Source organism: Haloarcula limicola (assembly GCF_010119205.1).
GTDB lineage: Archaea > Halobacteriota > Halobacteria > Halobacteriales > Haloarculaceae > Haloarcula > Haloarcula limicola.
In genome coordinates, this window is sequence record NZ_WRXM01000001.1 from 527,836 (window position 1) to 545,032 (window position 17,197).

General features: G+C 63.7%; 19 protein-coding genes. 6 read left to right on the plus strand and 13 right to left on the minus strand.

All coding sequences use genetic code 11. The features are described from left to right. Positions 1 to 22 precede the first annotated feature (22 nt). Positions 23 to 1,381 (minus strand): MFS transporter, encoded by a 1,359-nt coding sequence (locus GO488_RS02700; protein ID WP_162316260.1) that lies wholly within the window; start codon positions 1,379 to 1,381, stop codon positions 23 to 25. Between the two features lie 123 nt (positions 1,382 to 1,504). Continuing rightward, positions 1,505 to 1,903: a YlbF/YmcA family competence regulator gene (locus GO488_RS02705; protein ID WP_162316261.1), complete on the minus strand. Its 399-nt coding sequence runs from the start codon at positions 1,901 to 1,903 to the stop codon at positions 1,505 to 1,507. 172 nt (positions 1,904 to 2,075) lie between these two features. Here GO488_RS02705 and dph2 point away from each other — a divergent pair, with 172 nt between their 5' ends. Continuing rightward, complete coding sequence (gene dph2 / locus GO488_RS02710; protein ID WP_162316262.1) at positions 2,076 to 3,122, plus strand: diphthamide biosynthesis enzyme Dph2; 1,047 nt, start codon at positions 2,076 to 2,078, stop codon at positions 3,120 to 3,122. 79 nt (positions 3,123 to 3,201) lie between these two features. Beyond that, the gene (locus tag GO488_RS02715) at positions 3,202 to 3,825 is read left to right on the plus strand and encodes an METTL5 family protein (RefSeq protein WP_162316263.1); all 624 of its coding nucleotides are present in this window, start codon (positions 3,202 to 3,204) and stop codon (positions 3,823 to 3,825) included. Positions 3,826 to 3,849: 24 nt separating this feature from the next. Here the strand turns inward: GO488_RS02715 and GO488_RS02720 are convergent, their stop codons facing one another. Both GO488_RS02720 and GO488_RS02725 read right to left on the minus strand, forming a co-directional pair. Then, positions 3,850 to 5,499: a rhomboid family intramembrane serine protease gene (locus GO488_RS02720; RefSeq protein ID WP_162316264.1), complete on the minus strand. Its 1,650-nt coding sequence runs from the start codon at positions 5,497 to 5,499 to the stop codon at positions 3,850 to 3,852. Between the two features lie 86 nt (positions 5,500 to 5,585). Further along, entirely contained in the window at positions 5,586 to 6,005 is a 420-nt protein-coding gene (locus GO488_RS02725) for a DoxX family protein (RefSeq protein WP_162316265.1), read from the minus strand. A 136-nt stretch (positions 6,006 to 6,141) separates the two neighbouring features. Between GO488_RS02725 and GO488_RS02730 the strand changes: the two genes are divergently transcribed. Together GO488_RS02730 and GO488_RS02735 are read left to right on the plus strand one after the other, a co-directional pair. After that, positions 6,142 to 6,492 (plus strand): winged helix-turn-helix transcriptional regulator, encoded by a 351-nt coding sequence (locus GO488_RS02730; RefSeq protein ID WP_162316266.1) that lies wholly within the window; start codon positions 6,142 to 6,144, stop codon positions 6,490 to 6,492. A 68-nt stretch (positions 6,493 to 6,560) separates the two neighbouring features. Beyond that, positions 6,561 to 6,887 carry a DUF5789 family protein gene (locus tag GO488_RS02735; protein WP_162316267.1) on the plus strand — a complete coding sequence of 109 codons (327 nt, stop codon included), beginning with the start codon at positions 6,561 to 6,563 and terminating at the stop codon, positions 6,885 to 6,887. Here GO488_RS02735 and aglJ read toward each other — a convergent pair. Beyond that, positions 6,884 to 7,978: an S-layer glycoprotein N-glycosyltransferase AglJ gene (aglJ, locus tag GO488_RS02740; protein WP_162316268.1), complete on the minus strand. Its 1,095-nt coding sequence runs from the start codon at positions 7,976 to 7,978 to the stop codon at positions 6,884 to 6,886. The genes GO488_RS02735 and aglJ overlap by 4 nt on opposite strands. Positions 7,979 to 8,228: 250 nt before the next feature. Then, positions 8,229 to 8,408 (minus strand): hypothetical protein, encoded by a 180-nt coding sequence (locus tag GO488_RS02745; protein WP_241692882.1) that lies wholly within the window; start codon positions 8,406 to 8,408, stop codon positions 8,229 to 8,231. An 86-nt stretch (positions 8,409 to 8,494) separates the two neighbouring features. Here GO488_RS02745 and GO488_RS02750 point away from each other — a divergent pair, with 86 nt between their 5' ends. Then, entirely contained in the window at positions 8,495 to 9,349 is an 855-nt protein-coding gene (locus tag GO488_RS02750) for a TrmB family transcriptional regulator (protein ID WP_162316270.1), read from the plus strand. A gap of 15 nt (positions 9,350 to 9,364) precedes the next feature. Here the strand turns inward: GO488_RS02750 and GO488_RS02755 are convergent, their stop codons facing one another. From GO488_RS02755 to GO488_RS02765, 3 genes are all read right to left on the minus strand, one after another. Continuing rightward, on the minus strand, positions 9,365 to 10,252 hold the full coding sequence (locus tag GO488_RS02755; protein WP_162316271.1) for a sulfotransferase family protein: 888 nt from the start codon (positions 10,250 to 10,252) through the stop codon (positions 9,365 to 9,367). A 26-nt stretch (positions 10,253 to 10,278) separates the two neighbouring features. After that, positions 10,279 to 11,127, minus strand: coding sequence for a polysaccharide deacetylase family protein (locus tag GO488_RS02760; protein WP_162316272.1), 849 nt, complete (start codon positions 11,125 to 11,127; stop codon positions 10,279 to 10,281). Positions 11,128 to 11,233: 106 nt separating this feature from the next. Beyond that, positions 11,234 to 12,121, minus strand: coding sequence for a sulfotransferase domain-containing protein (locus GO488_RS02765; RefSeq protein WP_162316273.1), 888 nt, complete (start codon positions 12,119 to 12,121; stop codon positions 11,234 to 11,236). 151 nt (positions 12,122 to 12,272) lie between these two features. On the opposite strand from GO488_RS02765, the gene GO488_RS02770 reads away from it, so the two are divergent. Further along, entirely contained in the window at positions 12,273 to 13,055 is a 783-nt protein-coding gene (locus GO488_RS02770; RefSeq protein WP_162316274.1) for a glycosyltransferase family 2 protein, read from the plus strand. On the opposite strand, the gene GO488_RS02775 is transcribed toward GO488_RS02770, so the two are convergent. Genes GO488_RS02775 through sat form a run of 4 tightly spaced genes read right to left on the minus strand, consistent with a single transcriptional unit; the run spans position 13,052 to position 17,191 of the window. Then, positions 13,052 to 14,473 carry a lipopolysaccharide biosynthesis protein gene (locus tag GO488_RS02775; protein ID WP_206674378.1) on the minus strand — a complete coding sequence of 474 codons (1,422 nt, stop codon included), beginning with the start codon at positions 14,471 to 14,473 and terminating at the stop codon, positions 13,052 to 13,054. The two genes, GO488_RS02770 and GO488_RS02775, sit on opposite strands and share 4 nt — an antisense overlap. Positions 14,474 to 14,521: 48 nt before the next feature. Further along, complete coding sequence (locus GO488_RS02780) at positions 14,522 to 15,370, minus strand: PHP domain-containing protein (RefSeq protein WP_162316275.1); 849 nt, start codon at positions 15,368 to 15,370, stop codon at positions 14,522 to 14,524. A gap of 43 nt (positions 15,371 to 15,413) precedes the next feature. After that, on the minus strand, positions 15,414 to 16,037 hold the full coding sequence (cysC, locus tag GO488_RS02785; RefSeq protein ID WP_162316276.1) for an adenylyl-sulfate kinase: 624 nt from the start codon (positions 16,035 to 16,037) through the stop codon (positions 15,414 to 15,416). A 2-nt stretch (positions 16,038 to 16,039) separates the two neighbouring features. Beyond that, positions 16,040 to 17,191: a sulfate adenylyltransferase gene (gene sat / locus GO488_RS02790; RefSeq protein ID WP_241692883.1), complete on the minus strand. Its 1,152-nt coding sequence runs from the start codon at positions 17,189 to 17,191 to the stop codon at positions 16,040 to 16,042. Between the last annotated feature and the right edge of the window lie 6 nt (positions 17,192 to 17,197).

A 17,197-nucleotide genomic window follows, 5' to 3' on the forward strand; every position in this document is an offset into this window, starting at 1 on the left:
GCGACGGCGGCGGGCTAAGTCGTTACGGACTCCGGAACTCCTCGATGCGGTCGTCGCCGTACTCGACGCTCGCGACCGACGGGAGCGCCCGGAGCGACCCCGAGAAGAGGAAGTAGAGCGTCCCGAGGAAGTTCGCGCCGCCGACGAACAGGACGATGGGGACCGGGCCGACGACGGCCGCCGCCGCGCCGCCGAGGAGCGATCCGAACGGCGTCGCCACCTGCTGGAGCGTCGACATCGAACTCGTCACCCGCCCCAGTTTGCGCTCCGGAACGACCGTCTGGACGAGCGTATCGAAGAGGACGCTGTTGCCGCCCGAGTAGACGATCGCGAGCGCGAAGAACGCGACGACGGCCGGCGTCCACGTCGCGAGACCCGCGCCGATCCACGCGAGGCCGGTCAGCGCCGTCCCGCCGAGCATGAAGTAGCCGTAGGGTACGCGGTCGAGTCGCGCAGAGAGCACCGACCCGACGAGCGCGCCCGCGGCCAACGCCGACAGCAGGACGCCGTACAGGCCGGCGCTCCCGCGGAGCTCGGCGAAGGCCGGGAGGATAGCGAGCATCATCCCGGTCGCGAAGCTGATGAAGATCTGCGGGAGCAAGACGGGAACGAACGCCGTCCCGCGGAGGTACGCGAGGCCGTCGCGGAAGTCGCCGACGTATCGCCGCGTCCGCTCGCGGAGCGACTCCGAGTCGGAACCCTCTCGCTCGGTGTCCCCGCCGCCGTCGGACGCGGCCGACACTCCGTCGCCGGGGTTCGTGTCGTCGGCGTGCGCGTCGGTGTCCGCGTCCGGAGCGCCCCTGCGCCCGGGCAGCGTGAGACCGGCGAACAGCAGGATCGCGACGCCGAAGGTCGCCGCATCGACGAGGAACGCCCCGACGGCACCGACCGCGGCCAGTCCGACGAGGACGCCGCCCACCGCGTTGAACGCCATGTTGACGCCCTCGTGGGCGGTGTTGAACACCGCGTTGGCCGACGAGAGGTTCTCCCGGCCGACGGCGCGGGGGAGCGCGGCGGACTGCGCCGGGTAGGTCACGAGGTTCACGAGCGACGCCAGCGGAATGACGACGAGGACGAGTTCGACCGTCAGCGCGTCGAACCACGCCGCGACCGGGATCGTCAGCACGAGCAGGCCCTGAACGGCCTGCGTCACGACGAGCGCCCACCGGACTTCCACGTCGTCGACCAGCGGCCCGACCGCGAAGGAGAGCAGGCCGGGGACCATCACCAGAAAGGAGGCGACGCCGGTGTAGAACGTGGACTGGGTGAGGTCGTGGACCAGCCACAGCGCCGCGACGTAGTAGATGCTGTCGCCGGCGTTGGTCACCAGCCGGCCGACGAGCAGGCGGAGGAAGGTCCGATTGGAGAGCAGTTCGCGCACGACACGTCTCTCGCACGACGATTCAAATATGTGTTGTGGTGGTTCCTCGCAGTTTCAAGCGAGGCGAACCGCACCTCGGATCGGCGGCCGAGGGGGGGGGACTTCCTAAAAGGGGACTCCGCGTCAGTCCTCGCAGCAGCCGCCGGCCTTCTGCCCGAAGTCGACGGCCAACTGCTCGGAGACGAGTTCGTTGAGCTCCTGCAGGCGGAGTTCGAGGTCGTTCTGGACCTGCAGGTACTCGCTCATCACGGGGATGTCGTGAAGCTCCTCTTGGGCGTCCTGCAGTTTCCGGAGGTCCTCCTGGGAGGCGCGGCCGGTCTGGCGGGCGAGCTGGAACTCCTCGCGGAGCTGCTCGAACTCCTGGATGGCTTCCTGGGCCTCCTCGTGGTTCTCGACGGTCTCCTTGGCTTCGAGGTAGCGCTGGTACACCGGCAGTTCGGTGATGGCCTCGCCGAACTCCGTGGCGAGTTCCTCGACGCTGTCGTCGGTCGGGTCGGCGGCGGTGTCGCTCTCGATGCTCATGTCCCGGGGTTGGGACTGGCGATGTATAGGCTTGCCGAAACCCCACCTACGAATTGTCGTGGCTGTTTACCGGTAATCGCCGTACCGGAGCTGGCGATACCGGGAAGAGACTACAATAGTCCGTAGCCCAGAAGCGCGGAGGTTTTACACCGCGAAGCAGTAAGCCGTCTCAATGAGCCAAGAGCGTACCGAGGGCGACCTCCGAAACACGGGCCTCTCGCTGAAACACGACCGGGAGTGGGACTACGAGATCGACCGCATCGTCGAGGCGGTCGAGGAGCGCGACGCCGAGACGGTCGGACTCCAGTTCCCCGAGGGGCTGAAGCGGCGCGGTCCCGCCGTCACCGACGACCTGCGGGAGACGCTTCCCGACGACGTGCAAGTGATGATGTCGGGTCAGCCCTGCTACGGGGCCTGCGACCTCGACACGTACATGATGCGCCGGACCGACGTGTTCGTCCACTTCGGCCACTCGCCGATGAAGGAGTCCGAGAAGATCATCTACGTCCCGCTGTTCTCGAACGTCGACGTCTTCCCGATGATGGAGCGGGCCACCGAAGAGGAACTGGCGAGTCCGGACGAGGACCCCGACGTGGGCCTCGTGACGACGGCCCAGCACATGAACAAGTTCGACGAGATGCGCTCGTGGCTCGAGGAACGGGGCTACGAGGTCCACGTCCGCAAGGGCGACGACCGCCTGACCCACGAGGGGCAGGTGCTTGGCTGTAACTACGCCAGCGCCGACGTCGACGCCGACCAGATCCTCTACGTCGGCGGCGGCAAGTTCCACCCGCTCGGCCTGGCGATGGAACACCCCGACAAGAAGGTCGTCATCGCGGACCCCGTCAACAACGCCCTGACCGTCGCCGACACGGAGCAGTTCATGAAACAGCGCTACGCCTCGGTCCACAAGGCGATGGACGCCGAACAGTGGGGCGTCATCTTCTGTACGAAGATCGGGCAGGGCCGCTGGGACCAGGCCCAGGAGATCGTCGAGAACAACGACGACGCCTACCTCATCACGATGGACGAGGTGACGCCGGACCGCCTGACCAACTTCGGGATGGACGCCTACGTCAACACCGGCTGTCCGCGCATCACGACCGACGACGGCCCGCAGTTCAAGAAGCCGATGCTCACCCCCGGCGAGTACGAGATCGCCATCGGCGAGAAGCCGCTCGACGCCCTGGAGTTCGACACCTTCCACGGGACGTGGTGAGGCGCGCCGCCGGGAGAGGGTTCGAATAACTCCCAGACATTCCCAAAGGTTTTTGGATGAATCTGGCGTATCCCCGCTGATGCCGACAAAGAGCGCCCTCGCCCAGCAACTCGCCGTCGTCGCGGGATTCGACGACCCACGGGCAGACCTCGAACAGTACCGGACGCCCCCGGAACTGGCGGCGCATCTCGTCCACACGGCGGACCTCCAGGGCGACGTGCAGGACCGCACCGTCGTCGACCTGGGATGCGGGACCGGCATGCTGGCCCTGGGCGCGGCACTCAGAGGACCGGACACCGTCGTCGGCCTCGACATCGACCCCGCGCCGCTCTCGACGGCCCGGACGAACGAGCGCAAGGTCGGCTCGACCACGTCGGTCTCGTGGGTGCGCGCGGACGCGACGCGGGCACCGCTCTGTCCCCCCGAGGAGACCACCGTCGTGATGAACCCGCCCTTCGGCGCGCAGTCGGGCAACGAACACGCCGACCGCGGCTTTCTCGAAACGGCCGCCGAGGTGTCCGAGGTCTCGTATTCCATCCACAACGAGGGCAGTCGCGAGTTCGTCGAGTCCTTCGCCGCGGACAACGGCGGCGAGGTGACCCACGCCTTCGAAGCCGAGTTCGACCTTCCCCGCCAGTTCGACTTCCACGAGCGGGACTCGCAGGTCATCACCGCCGAAGTGTATCGCATCGCCTGGGACTGAGACGGGCGAGCGGCGCGTCCCTCGTCAATTCCGCGGTTTCCGCTTCTCCGCGACGATCACGCGCGTCCCGTTCTCACCGGCGTATAGTCGGGTTCGATTCCGGTCGAACGTGAGGCCGCCGATGGTGCTCGTCGTCATGTTCGCCGGGACGGGCCCCCGCCCGACGGTCTGATTCGCGCGGGTGACCGCGATCCGAAACCCGTCTTCGCTCGGGCGGATCGTGACGTTCCTATCGGCGATCGTCGCGTCGGCCGTCGACGGCGGCGACGTGAACGCCGTCCGACGCTCGCCGCCCTCGCGGCGGAGTTGGACCCGGTAGACGGTGTCGTTTCCGAGCACCGACCAGCCCGTGCGGTTGGCGTACACCGTCTCGCGCCAGCCCACGCCGCCGACGATCACGGGAACGCGCTTGTTCAGGGAGAGCCGCCCCTTCGGCACCGCCGCGATCCACACCTCTCGGTCGGCGTTGACGACGACGACGCCGCTCTGGGTGACGTTGGTCTGGGCCTCGCCGACGCCGAACGGCGTCGGAACCGAACCGACGTAGGCGTCGCGGACGCCCTCGTCGTAGGTGACGACGTAGTCCCTGACTTCGACCCCGTTCTCGGGCACGTCGTCGGGGCCGATCTGGACGAGATTCGTCGGCACCGACGCCAGACAGAGCGCCCCGAGCGCGACCACGATCGCGATCGTCGCGATCGAGGGGCCGTGCCACTCGAAGCGGGGGAATCGACCGTCGAGCGGCCTCGCTCCGGCGGCGAGCAGGAGCGCGAGGAGGAAGACCAGCCCCGTCCCGAGCCAGCGGTACAGCGTGAACCGACCGCCGCCGACCGGAAGGTACACCGCCCAGAGGCCGTTCGCGATGGCGAAGACGAGCGTGGCGAAGAAGACGCGCGTCGGCCGCGGCCGCCTCTCGCGAGTCCGGAGGAGCAGCCCCGCGACCACGACGCCGGCCAGCAGTCCGATGGCGTGACCCTGGATGGCGATGTCGGCCCACCAGGGCGTGATGTAGCGGGTCGCGCCGCCGACGGTCGGTTCGGGGTAGCGAAGCGCCGTGTAGACGAGGTCGACGATGCGGTTGGCGAGAAAGGCACCGAGGAAGAGGAACGGACGCGTGACGAGGGCGAACCCGGCGAGCGCGAACACCACGCCGGAGAAGCCGACGACGGGACCGATGGCGAAGACGCCCGTGAACACGCCGACGGTGGCCATCGCCGCCGGAACCGCGAGGATCCGCGCGAACGGGTTCGTCGCGAGCGAGGAGAACGTCTGCGTGCCCCGCTCTCGCGGGTAGTGGCCCCACACGTACTCGACGACGGTGCCGTAGACGAGCGTCGCCATGAGGTTGCCCGTGATGTGACCCTGGCCGGCGTGGGTGAAGGGACCGGTCAGCATCCCGAGCGGGTAGAAGTACGACCACGTCCGGAACGGCGTCACGAGCGGACGTGAGTACCACCAGGCCCCCTGTACGAACCAGTAGACGGCGAGGACGCCCGCCATCGTCAGCAGCGTCCCCCACGGAACGCCGAACAGGAGGCGACGGCGGAGCGGGTCCAGCAGTCGCCCGCCGGCGAGGCGGCGCAGCGCGACCAACACGACGACGACGGCGACGACGACAGCGAGCGGCCGGAACGGTGCCGCGGCCACCGCCCCCCACAGCGACGACTGCATCATTCACCCACTCTCGGGACGGCGACGGCTTAGATGTGGCGGCGATGTCGGCGACGGTGAGCGATCAGAACGTGTTCGATGGCCCCGGTTCAGAACAGACCGATACCGACGCTGTAGGGCCAGGACGTGCCCGCGACCGTCAGGACGACGAGCGCGCCGCCCGCGAGCGCGACGTTCTTCAGGAACTGCGTCATCTCGTCCTGTTGCTGGTCCTCCGGGACGGCCCAGAAGTCGTGCATCGTCACCGCCGAGGCGACGAGGAAGACGGCGAGCGCGCCCGCCGCGACGACGGGGTACGCGCCGAGAATGACGAGCAGGCCGCTGAACACCAGTAACCCTCCGCTCCCGTACACCGCCGCCGCGGGCGCTGGCAGCCCCTTCGCCTCGGCGTAGGGGATCATCCCGTCGGCGTTCAGGAAGTGATTCAGCCCGGTGAACGCGAGGACGCCGCCGAAGAGGAGCCGGCCGAGCAGGAACAGCTCGGCCGATCCCGCAGTTTCGAAGGCCATCAGTGTTGCACCTCGACGACGACGGCAGTTCGAGCTCGGGTCGACCGTGCAGCGAGTTGTGGTTTCATTACGTTACTTGGTTCGGATGCGAACCTATATATCGCTTCCCGGACATAGTCGATACCAGGTAACGTCGATGTCATCAGAAATCTTCTCCGAGGAGGCGGCCGACGCCGATGACGGCCCCTGCGCGCTGGTCGAATCGCTCGAACAGATCGGCTCGAAGTGGCGACTGGTCGTCCTCCACGAACTCCAGGGCGGCGAACGCCGGTTCAACGAACTCAAGCGCGCGACGGACGCGAGCTCGCGGACGCTCTCGCGCGTCCTCGACGACTTACAGGAGATGGAGTTCGTCGAGCGGCGACTGGAGGAAGACGCCCCGGTCGCGACCTACTACAAGCTGACGCCGAAGGGCGAGTCGCTCTGTCCGGTCTTCGACGAGATCGAGTGCTGGGCCGGCGAGTGGCTGGCGGCGTGCGACGAATAAGAGGTCTCGTACTTCGCGAGTAACCGAGAACACAGCCTTTTCCACCCGGTAGGTCGATAGAGGTACTGATGGGAGTACGGCCACCCGCAGACGACAACGACGACCCGGACGTCATCGAGTTCGGTATCGCGGCGCTAGACGCGGCCCTGTCGGACGCCGATATCGAGTATCCCGCTGACGAGCGCGAGGTACGCGAGCGGGTCGGGCACGTCGAGGTGCCGTACGACGCCGCCGGACACACGACGACCGTCGGCGAGGCTCTCGACGAGATCGACCTCGGGCGATTCGAGAACGAGCAGGCACTGTTGAACGCGCTCCACCCCGTGTTCGAGCGCAAGCGCGAGGCGACCGGCAACAGCATCCTCTCGCAGCTGCGCTCGCTGGTCCCGTTCTAGTTCTGCCGGTCGTTCGTCGTCACGGCGGTCTCCGTTTCCGTCTCCATCTCGGGGCGCTCGGCCCCCTCACCCTCCTCTGTGTCCGCCGAATCGGCAGTAGCGTCCGCGTCGGCGCTCCCTACTGTCTCCGCCGGCGGCCCGGACTGTCGGTCCGTGCCGACGCGGTTCGCGATGTCTTCGAGCCGTCGGGTCTGCTCTCTGTTGACGGTCACGATCATGTCCGAGAGGACGCCGAACATCAGCAACTGGAGCCCCAGGAGGATCGCGACGCCACCGACCATCGCGATGACCTCGTGCGAGATGCTGTTGACGACGTAGTCGTAGACGACGAACGCCCCCAGCAGGACGCCGAGACCGATCGAGCCGAACCCGACGCTGCCGAAATAAAACAGCGGGTTGTTCGTCTTGGCCATCCGGTAGAGCGTGACGATGATCGTCGCGCCGTCGCGGAACGGCCGGAGGTTCGTCTCGGACTCGTCGGGCCGCGGCCGATAGGTGATGGGGACCACCGCTGTCGGGACGCCGTGTTTCACGCACTCGACGGCCATCTCCGTCTCGATGCCGAACCCCTCCGAGTTGAGCGTGAGACGGCGGAACGACTCGGCGGTGAACGCTCGGTATCCCGAGAGGATGTCCGAGAGGTAGCGGCCGTGGATGACCGAGAAGGCCCAGTTGATGACGGTGTTGCCCGTCTGGTTGAGGCGGGTCATCGCGCCCGATCGCATATCGGCGAAGCGGTTGCCGATGACGTGCTCGGCCCGCCCCTCGAAGAGCGGTTCCAACATCCGGTCGGCGTCCTCGGGCCGGTACGTCATGTCGGCGTCGGCGAGCAGCACGTACGGCTGATCGACGTGGCGCTCGACGGCCTCGCGGACGGCCTGTCCCTTCCCCGAGCCCTCGCCGCCGACGGTCTGTTCGACGACGCGAGCGCCCGCCGCCGCCGCGAGCTCGCGCGTGTCGTCGCTCGACCCGCCGTCGATGACGAGGACGTTCTCGAACCCCGCCTCGCGGAACCCGGAGACGACGGGTTCGATGGTCTCCGATTCGTTGTAGGCGGGCAGGAGGACGCAGACGTCGTCGCGGTCGGCCATTGACCCAACGTCGGCCACGCGCACCCAAATAAATGCGGGTCCGCGTCTGGCAGTACGTGAGTGATCGGTCAACGGCAACGTAGTCGTTCAAAACGGCCAGAAAGTCCCCGCCCGCTCGGCTCTTCCGACTCGCTGTGGTCCTCAGTCGCTTCGCTCCTTGCGGTCCTTCCTTCGTCTCATCCGCCGAGCGACCGGCCCCTTTCAGTCCCACCCGTTTCGGACGTTCAGCCGGCTACGAGACGCCGAACCCTCAGTCCGCGTCGCCATCCCGCTGTTCGCTCAGGTGTTCCCAGATTTCCGTACAGCCACAGCCGTCTTCGACGCCGTCGAGGTGATCGTCGCGGCCGTCGCTGCTGTCGTCGAGGTCGCCGTCAGTGTCGCCTACGTCGCCGTCCCGCCGACCGCGCGGAGCCTGTCTCTGGTTACTCACGTTGCGAGTAACTATCCGCGTCAACTGATAAATACGTTCCGGCGACTCCCCGCGCGTTTTACGTACCGGGAGGTGAACCACTCCGTATGGCCGATGCGTCCGACGTGTTCGACCGCGTTGGGCTAACCGAGTACGAGACGACGGCGTTAGAGGAACTCCTCTCGCTGGGCCGGACGACCGCGCCGAACCTCGCGGAGGCCAGCGGCATCCCGAAGGCCCGCGTTTACGGCGTCCTCGATTCGCTCGCCGACCGCGGGTTCATCAAGGTGATCCCGGGCCGTCCGAAGGAGTACCAACCGAAGTCGCCGGCCGAGATCCTCGACCGCGCCGTCGAAAACAGGCGACAGTCTTTCGAGGGCTTCGCCAGCGACGTCGAGGAGTACCGGGAGGCCTTCCTCTCGGAGTACCGCCCCCGCTACGAGCGCGCGAGCGAGGACATCTCGCCGACGGCCGAACTGTTCCACGTCGTCGACGTCGGCGACCCGAGCGAGCGGGAGACGCGCCGCCTCTACGACCGCGCCGAGGAGACGCTGCGGGTCATCACCAACAGCTTCGCCTACCTCGACAGCGTGGACCGGGCGCTCGCCGATGCCGTGGAACGCGGTGTCGACGTCGCCGTCCTCTTTCTCCACCCCGACCGACTCCCGCCGGAGAAGGCCGCGGTGCAAGCAGAGGTGGTGGAGCGACTGGCCGACGAGTTCCCGGAGATAGCGGTCCGCTTCAGCACCGAGAAGCTCCCGTGGCGCGGCACCCTGGTGGACCCGAGCATGGACTACGCCGGCGGCGAGGCGATACTGCTCGTCGAGGAACCCGACGTGCCGAACCACATGCGACAGGCCGCGCTGACCGACAACGGATCGTTCGTCGCGGGGATGAAGCGGTACTTCGACCTGGTGTGGGAGTACGAGAGCGTGAGTAGTTTCGACCGGACACAGTCGTAGCGACCGGGTACTTTCTCAGAAGGGATCGTTCCGCCAGACGTCCAGTTTCCGCCCGATGATCCTCTCGACTGCCGATATCTCCGACTCGAAGGCGTCGGCGAGATATCGTTCCATTTCGGAGTCCATCTCGGGATATCCCGTCCGGAGATTCAGGTAGTAGATGAGTTCGCCGATACCGGTCCAGCGAAGGTGGTCGTGATAAATCTCGTTGAGACGGAGGTTCTTCGGCGTCTTCGTCTCGTTCTTCTGTCGGTCCGTATCACGCCACTGCTCCGGTGGCTCGACGTCGAGGAACTCACAGATCCGATCCAACGCGGCGGGCGGGTCACCGATCCACTCTTCGAATATCAGCAGGAGTATCTGGTCCTCGTCGAAGAGGTCGAACCACCGCTCTAAGTGAGTCGAATACTGGTTCTTGTAGTACCAACACATCGCGGTGTCTCGGTGGTCGCGGCTTCCCTCTATCTCGGCCTCGATCGCATCGCTGAACGGATACACCCGTTCCCGTCCCTGCCTAACGTTCTTCCAGTACTGAGAGTACGCCCGTGATATCGGGTTACGAAGCGTGAATATCAGCTTGATGTCGGGGTACTGCTCGCGGATACGAGCCGGAGGATCGTCGCTGGGGTCGAAGCGGTAGTTGCGGTTCGAATCGAACGTGATGCCCCGATACCAGTACGGTGGCGACGCCTCGCCGACGGCCGTCTCGCCGTCGTGATTCGCGAACTGCTGCTCGTAATACTCAGTCCCTCTGGAGTAGTTCTCGTCTCGATCGAAGAACCGGAGTTCCTTCGCTGCCGGCATGAATATATCGTCGTGTTCGGAAAGATAGTCGTGAAGCGTCGTAGTCCCGGCACGCGAGACGCCGGGGATGAGAAATGTCGGGCGGCTGGCGTTCTGCATAATGGCTGCATCCGACTCGACTGTTATCAATACCGCGGGACTGATACTGTCGCCCCGTCGAGTCTGGGGATTCGAAATCGGGAACCCGAAACAGCGGCCGCTGATATGCGACGTGGGACGGTCGTCACGGCCGATCGGAACCCTGCACGTTCGACCGCCTCGGCGACCGCTTCGGAGCAGGCACCATAGGGATAGGAGAACTGTTCGATATCTCGGTCGAGGTACCGCTCTAGCTCGGTCTTCGAACGCAGAACGTCGGATGTGAGCGCGTCCTCGTCCAGCGATGTCAACGGGACGTGTTCGTACCCGTGCGCGCCGATCTCGATCAGCCGGTGGGTATCGAGTCGCCGTAGCTCGTTACCGCTCAACATCGCCGGAGCGGCGGTAGTCGTCCCGTCGATTCGCGCTATGACTGCGTCTCGGACATCGGATCGTTCGAACTTCAGCGTCGCTCGAAGGCGCTCGTACGCGTCGTGTCGGCTCTCGTCGTCAGTGAGTGGCTGATCGACCGTTTCCCCGCCGATAGAGACGGCCACGCCGGTAGCAGACTGCAACTTCGCCGCGAGCCGATACTCGTACGGAGACATCCCGTCGAGATACTTTCCGGCGACGAAAACGGTGGCGGGTGCCTCGTACCGCTCCAGTAGCGGGAGCGCCTCGGTCAGATTGTCCCGGTAGCCGTCGTCGAACGTGATGACAGCGGTCGGTTCGGCCGGCGGTGACCCTGCAAGACACGATTCGAGGAGGTCCGAGAGCGACGAGACGTCGTATTCGGTGGTGATATACGCGAGCTGTCGCTCGAACGTCTCCGGCGTCACGGCGTACTGCCACGGCCCCCACTCCTTCTCGGCGCCGGGGTGTACGCTATGATACATGAACGCGACGACTGGGACGGATCTGCCAATTCGGAACCCGACCTCGTCTACGGCCTGTCGAGCGCGCCAATGGAGTCGCTGGAGCGGAATCACGAGCTCTCCGTCCTCAGTAATCCACGTGTTCGAACCAGTGTTCGAACGTCTTATCCACCCGTTCGTCTAAGTCCTTGGTCTTGGGTAGGTATATCTCTTCGAGACGCCGTCGCGTCTCGGGATTCATTCCCTTTTCGTATTCCGATTCGGACTGGAACGGGTTACTGAGGTCGCCGCTCTGAACGAACTCGTGGAGCGGTCGAATCGGTCGCTTGATCGACTCGCCGAAGTTTCGATAAACGAAGTTCACCGCCCGATAGTAGGCCTTGTCGACGGCGTTGATACCGAAACTCCGCCTGGCGTCGTTGACCCGCTCGTCGAGTATCGACGGTCGGAACGTCGGGTCCGCACCGACGAAGTCGTACACTGATTCGATGAACGATTCGTCGTCCGCGACCAGGTCGTCGAAATACAGCAGCTTGAGTTGGTCCGAGTCGAAATGCTCCTCGAAACGCTCGATGTGGTCCACGTACATCCCGGGTCGAATCCAGTTCTCGTAGAGGTCGTAGTTCTCGAAGAGTTCCTCAAACTCGAAGGATATCTTCCCCTTCGACTTCTCGTGCCAGTAGTGAGAGAACGCCCTGTCCACCGGGTTCCGAAGCGAGAACAGTAGCTTCGCGTCCGGGTTCAGCTCCGCTATCCGCTCGGGAGTCACTTCTGATCGGATGTACGACGGCGTCTCCTCCCCGATGACCGCGTATTCATCGGGGTCCGCCGGGAAGTGCTGGCGGTACCACTCCGTACCGCGGTGGTACCCCATGTCGAAGTAATGGACGGAGTCCGTATCGGGGACGTAGACCTCGGGGTGTTCGGCCAGCCCCTCGTACATCCACGTCGTGGCGCACTTCTGGGGGCCGACGATAACGAAATCGGGGACCCACTCGTCGGTATCAGACAGCATAGTCCTAGAGGGAGCAGGTCGCTACAAAAGTGTACAGATACACGGCGAACGTCTCGCCCGTTGGAACACCCACGACCGGGGGACGCGGTTCCGAACGTCGAAGCGAGCAGAAACGTTGATAGGAACACTATCCGCTAGTACGATCGGAGGGATGGCGGAGCCATCAGATACCACGAACGGAACCGAGGCAAGTACCAGTGAGAGTCCCGTCTCGGTCGTCGTCCCGTATAGTCCCGCACACACGCCGGAAAATATCTTCGACGACGCCGTCGCAACGGCGCAATCTCAGTCGGTTCCGACGGAACTGATCGTCGTAGAGGACACCGAACAACGAGGACCGTCATGGGCGCGTAATCGAGGGCTCGAACGCGCATCGACCCGTTACGTCGCGTTTCTCGATGCCGACGACTACTGGCACGACGGGAAGTTGGCCCGTCAGCTCGCCGAGATGGACGAGTCCGAAACGGGGATCTGTGTCGAAGCCGACGACGTGCAGCCGTCGCAGTTTCTCCGGGAGCTGTATCTCGGCAACATCGCCTCGCTCACATCGTCCGTACTCGTCGATACCGAGCGGACCGACATCCGATTCGAGGAAGCACTCGAACGCCGGGAAGACCACTTATTCGTCCTCGAATCGGCCGCACAGAGCGGTATCTGTTTCGTTCCCGACCTCTTTACCGTCGGCGGTCACGACGAGAGCCTCTCACAGGGGACGGCGACTCGGTACCGGCTCGAACAGGATTTCCGCTTCTCTCGGTACGTCAAAGAGCGCGTACCCGAGGTACGCGATGCGCTCCGGTTTTACGAACAGCCTCGGTGCGACCACGCGTTCGACAACACGCCGGGAGACCTCTATCGGCTCGCGCTCCTCTGGCCGTCTCTACGGGCGGTCGTCGGAATGTGGATCTCGCTACTGTGCCAGCGGCTCAGTTAGGCTGGAATGACCGAATCGAGCAGCGAGATCGCCTTGTCCCTGACTCTCGTAGAGAGACTGACGAGTAGCCCCAGATAGACGCCTGCGGCCAGAATCACGATTGCTACCGTCCAGTAGTGACCGGCTGGTATCGTATCGCGAGCGGCTAGCAAAATACCCCCCATCCCGAGCGCCGAGACAGCCTGTGAAGCGAATTCCGTCCAAGGCAGGCTCGGTCGGCCGATGAGCCGCGCGATGACGCCGAAGCTCACGACGAGCAGACCGGTCGCCGAGAGCGCCGTAGCGGCCGCCGCCCACTCCCAGCCGTACGTCGAGACGAGAGCGACGTTCAACGCGACGTTCACGGCGATGAACGCGCCACTAACCCGAAACGCTACTTCGGGGCGATCGATCGCGTTGATAGCCGAGATGAACTGCTCACCGAACGCCGCGACGAGTTGGGCGTAGACGAGAACGACCAAGACGGTCGCACCGGCTCGGAACGCGCCGTCGTATATCGCCAGAATACGCGGTCCGACGAGCGCGGCGCCGACCAGTCCCGGGAGACAAAAAACGCCGGTGAACACGAGTCCCTCGTTGAGTAAGTGATGTATCTGGTCGTAGCTATCGTCCGTACTGAGGTCGCTGAACTCGGGAAACAGCGTATGCTGGACCGACTTACTGACGAGAATGAGCGTCGCCGACAGCGTCCAGGCGACTTCGTAGATACCGACGAGCGACGACGTCACGAACAGGCCGAGTACCGCGGTGTCGGTCCAGCTAAACGCTCGGCTCTTGAGTCGTGCGAGCCAAGAGAAACGGGAATACTCCACGAGGCTGTGAAGGTGTTCTCGCTCCGGGAGACGCGGCCGCGACTGAGAGAGATACAGCCCCAACACGCCGGCCGTCAGCAACGCCACGGCGTGTCCGATGAGCAGCCCGGAGATGCTGTAGCCGAGGAGTATGAAACCGACCTGTAGCACCGTCCGCACGATCCGCTCTACGCTCTGTATTGACCCCGAGTGGACGACCTGTTTCTCGCCGCTCAGTACGGCCTGCAGTAGTCTGAAGACTCCGGTACCGACCAAGAGGAATACGAATTCGGTCGTGACCGGTGCACCGACGTACTGTTCGAAGTACGACTTTGACAGCGACACGGTCACAACCAACACGAGCAGTATCCCGCCAATGATGACGATTCCGCCGCCGAAATACGCGTCCCGTTCCCCCGCTTCGCTCATTCGCTTGATTATGGCGGTGTGGACGGCGATTATCGGTACAGCGACGAGGAACAGAACTGCCGTCGCCTTCGCGTAATAACCGAGCGGCTCGGGACCGAGCAGTCTGGCGATCGCGAACGTGGCGACGAACCCGGACAGCGAAACCACGACCTGCGAGAGAAAGTGAAATGCGGCAGTCCGACCGAGTTTCAACGCCATTACTGGCGGAAGCGCGCCGAGGCTTGTGTGTGTTCCTATCGAAGTTCGTCACTCACTGCGTTCAGCGCTGGCCGAGCGGAGCGCCTCTACCGTCTCCGCTGACACGCCGACCGTCCCGATTCTGAACTTTCCGGATTCCCGCCCGTGACAGTCTGATCCGCCGGTTTGCAGCAGGTCGTGATCAGCGGTCAATCGGTCGGCGTCCTCGATACCGAACTCGACGTCCGCATCGTACGGATACCACGTTTCGATGGCGTCGACCCCGTTCCGAACCGCAGCTTGGACTATCTCCGGGATCCGGTCGGATCGGATGCGACCGGGGTGGGCGAGCGACGCGACACCGCCGGCCGCGTGGATGGCGTCGACGACCTCGCCGCAGGGAATCCGCTCCATCGGGACGTAACATCGGCCATCCTCTGCGAGATACTCGGAGAACGCCTCACCGATGCCGTCTACGTATTCCTCTTCCAATAAAATCTCGGCCAGATGTGGCCGTCCCATCCCGCCACGGACATCGCTTTGTAACGCTTCGTAGCTCAGCTCGAGGTCGGTCACATCATTGAGTTCGCTGACGAGTCGTCTATTTCGCTCGCGCCGATACGTTCGAGCGCGGTCGAGAACTGAGTCGAGCGCCGCGTCTGTCGGATCGATGAAATACCCCAGCAGCTCGACCTTCGTCTCGAAAATGTCGGCCCTGATTTCGACGCCAGTTACCACCTCTATCCCGCTCATTCGTTGCGAGCCTGCGCCGAGTTCGTCGAGAACACGATCGTGGTCCGTTATCGCGATCGCCTCTAAGTCCCGCTCTCGCGCCTGTTCGATTCGATCGTCGAGCGTGTCGGTTCCGTCGGATCCGACTGTATGCATGTGGAGATCCGCCGCGATCTCGGAGGTCATCGCGGCAGCATAGCGGCGTGACGGGTGAGAACGTTCCGGTCGGTTACGAGTCCGAGTCGAGTTTTCCCTTCTCGCGTAGCTGTTCGATGACGGACAGCTCCTCGTTTCGGGAGATGCTGAAGTCGTATCCTTCGAGCGGCTGGTCGATGATGTGGTTCGAACCCAGATAATTCATGACTTGGCCGACGCAGTCGTCGAGCGAGTCGTGTTCGGTGTCGACGATGAGATCTGGATCGAGCGGTTCCTGGAAGGGGTGGTTGACGCCGGTGAACTTCTCGATTTTGCCTTCCCGCGCCTGTTTGTACAGCTCTTTCGGGTCACGCCGTTCGCACTCCTCTATCGAGCACTTCGTGTAGATGAGGACGAAATCGCCTTCAGATTCGATTATCTCACGCGCCTGCTGCTGGGACTCTCGGAACGGCGTTATCATACCGACGATGACGGGAATGTCGTTCCGATTAAGCAGTTTACAGATGTATGCCGTCCGTTTGTTGTTCAATCGCCGGTCTTCCCGAGAGAAGCCGAGTCCGGGATGGAGATTTTGTCGGAGATCGTCTCCGTCCAAGTTCTCTATTGGCAATCCGTGTTCGATCAATTCGTCCTCTACGCGGCTCGCCAGTGTCGACTTCCCGGACGCCGGACGACCCATGAACCAGAGTGTGAACATCGTTAGTTACTCACAAATACGTCGTCCATTTGCAATATATCTTCGGCCACTTCGGGTCGCATCAGTTTCTCGCTGGGCAGTTCTCCGTCGCCGAGCATCGCTCGTAGCTTCGTCCCGCTCGGTTCGACGTGCTCCGAAGCGTCGTGGGGACAGATCTTCTCGGAGACGACTCCGTCACAGCGTCGGCAGAAGAACGCGTAGTGGTAATACAGTGGCGTGATACCGACCGTCCCGACGCGATCGAAGATTTCCTGTGATGCGAAGTCACTATAGTACTCACCGACGCCGGCGTGGTCGCGGCCGATTATGAAGTGGGTACAGCCGTAGTTCTTCCGGACGATACTGTCGAACACCGCTTCACGCGGTCCGGCGTACCACATCCGCGAGGAGAACATCGCGAGGACGATGGCGTTCTCCGGATAATACCCCTCGACGAGCGTCTCGTACGCGGAGAGTATCGCTTCGTTAGCGTAGTCGCCGGCTTTCTTCTCTCCGATTTTGGGCTGGATGAACAGCCCGTCAGTCTGTTCGAGCGCCGACTTCTGGAGATACTCGTGAGCGCGGTGCGGGACGTTCCGTGTTTGAAAGCCGACGACAGTGTCCCAGCCCTTTTGATTGAATAGAACGCGCGATTCGATCGGCTTCAGAAAGTGGTCCGCGTTCATGCCGTCCGCGTCGTCGAACGCCTTTATATCGCCCCCGACGAAGAAGGGATCCTTCTCCAGAAAGGTCTCGACGCCGGGATGGTCCGGGTCGTCGGTTCCGAATATCTTTCTGGCCGCTTCCTCACCGTTGTAGCGATAGATCTCGTCTACGTCCAGTAGGCCGAGTCGTTCCCCATTCGGCCCCGTAATACCGACGCGGTCGCCGGGGCTCATCTCGTTTGCTTTCTGCGCGGTGACGTCGAGTACGATCGGGAGCGTCCACGGTTCCCCCCCTTCGAGCGTCATATCGTTCACGACCTTCAGGAAGTCGTTCTGCGATAGGAAACCGGTAAGCGGACTGTAGGCTCCACTGGAGATATTCAGAAAGTCGTAGTAGAGGTTCTGGTCGAGTTGAATCTCCGGATAGCTGTCGAACTCATCTCTTAGTTCCTCGCTACGTTCTGGGGACAAAAAACGGTCGACGAGCGTATTTCCGTGGGGAGGAATCATTACGTA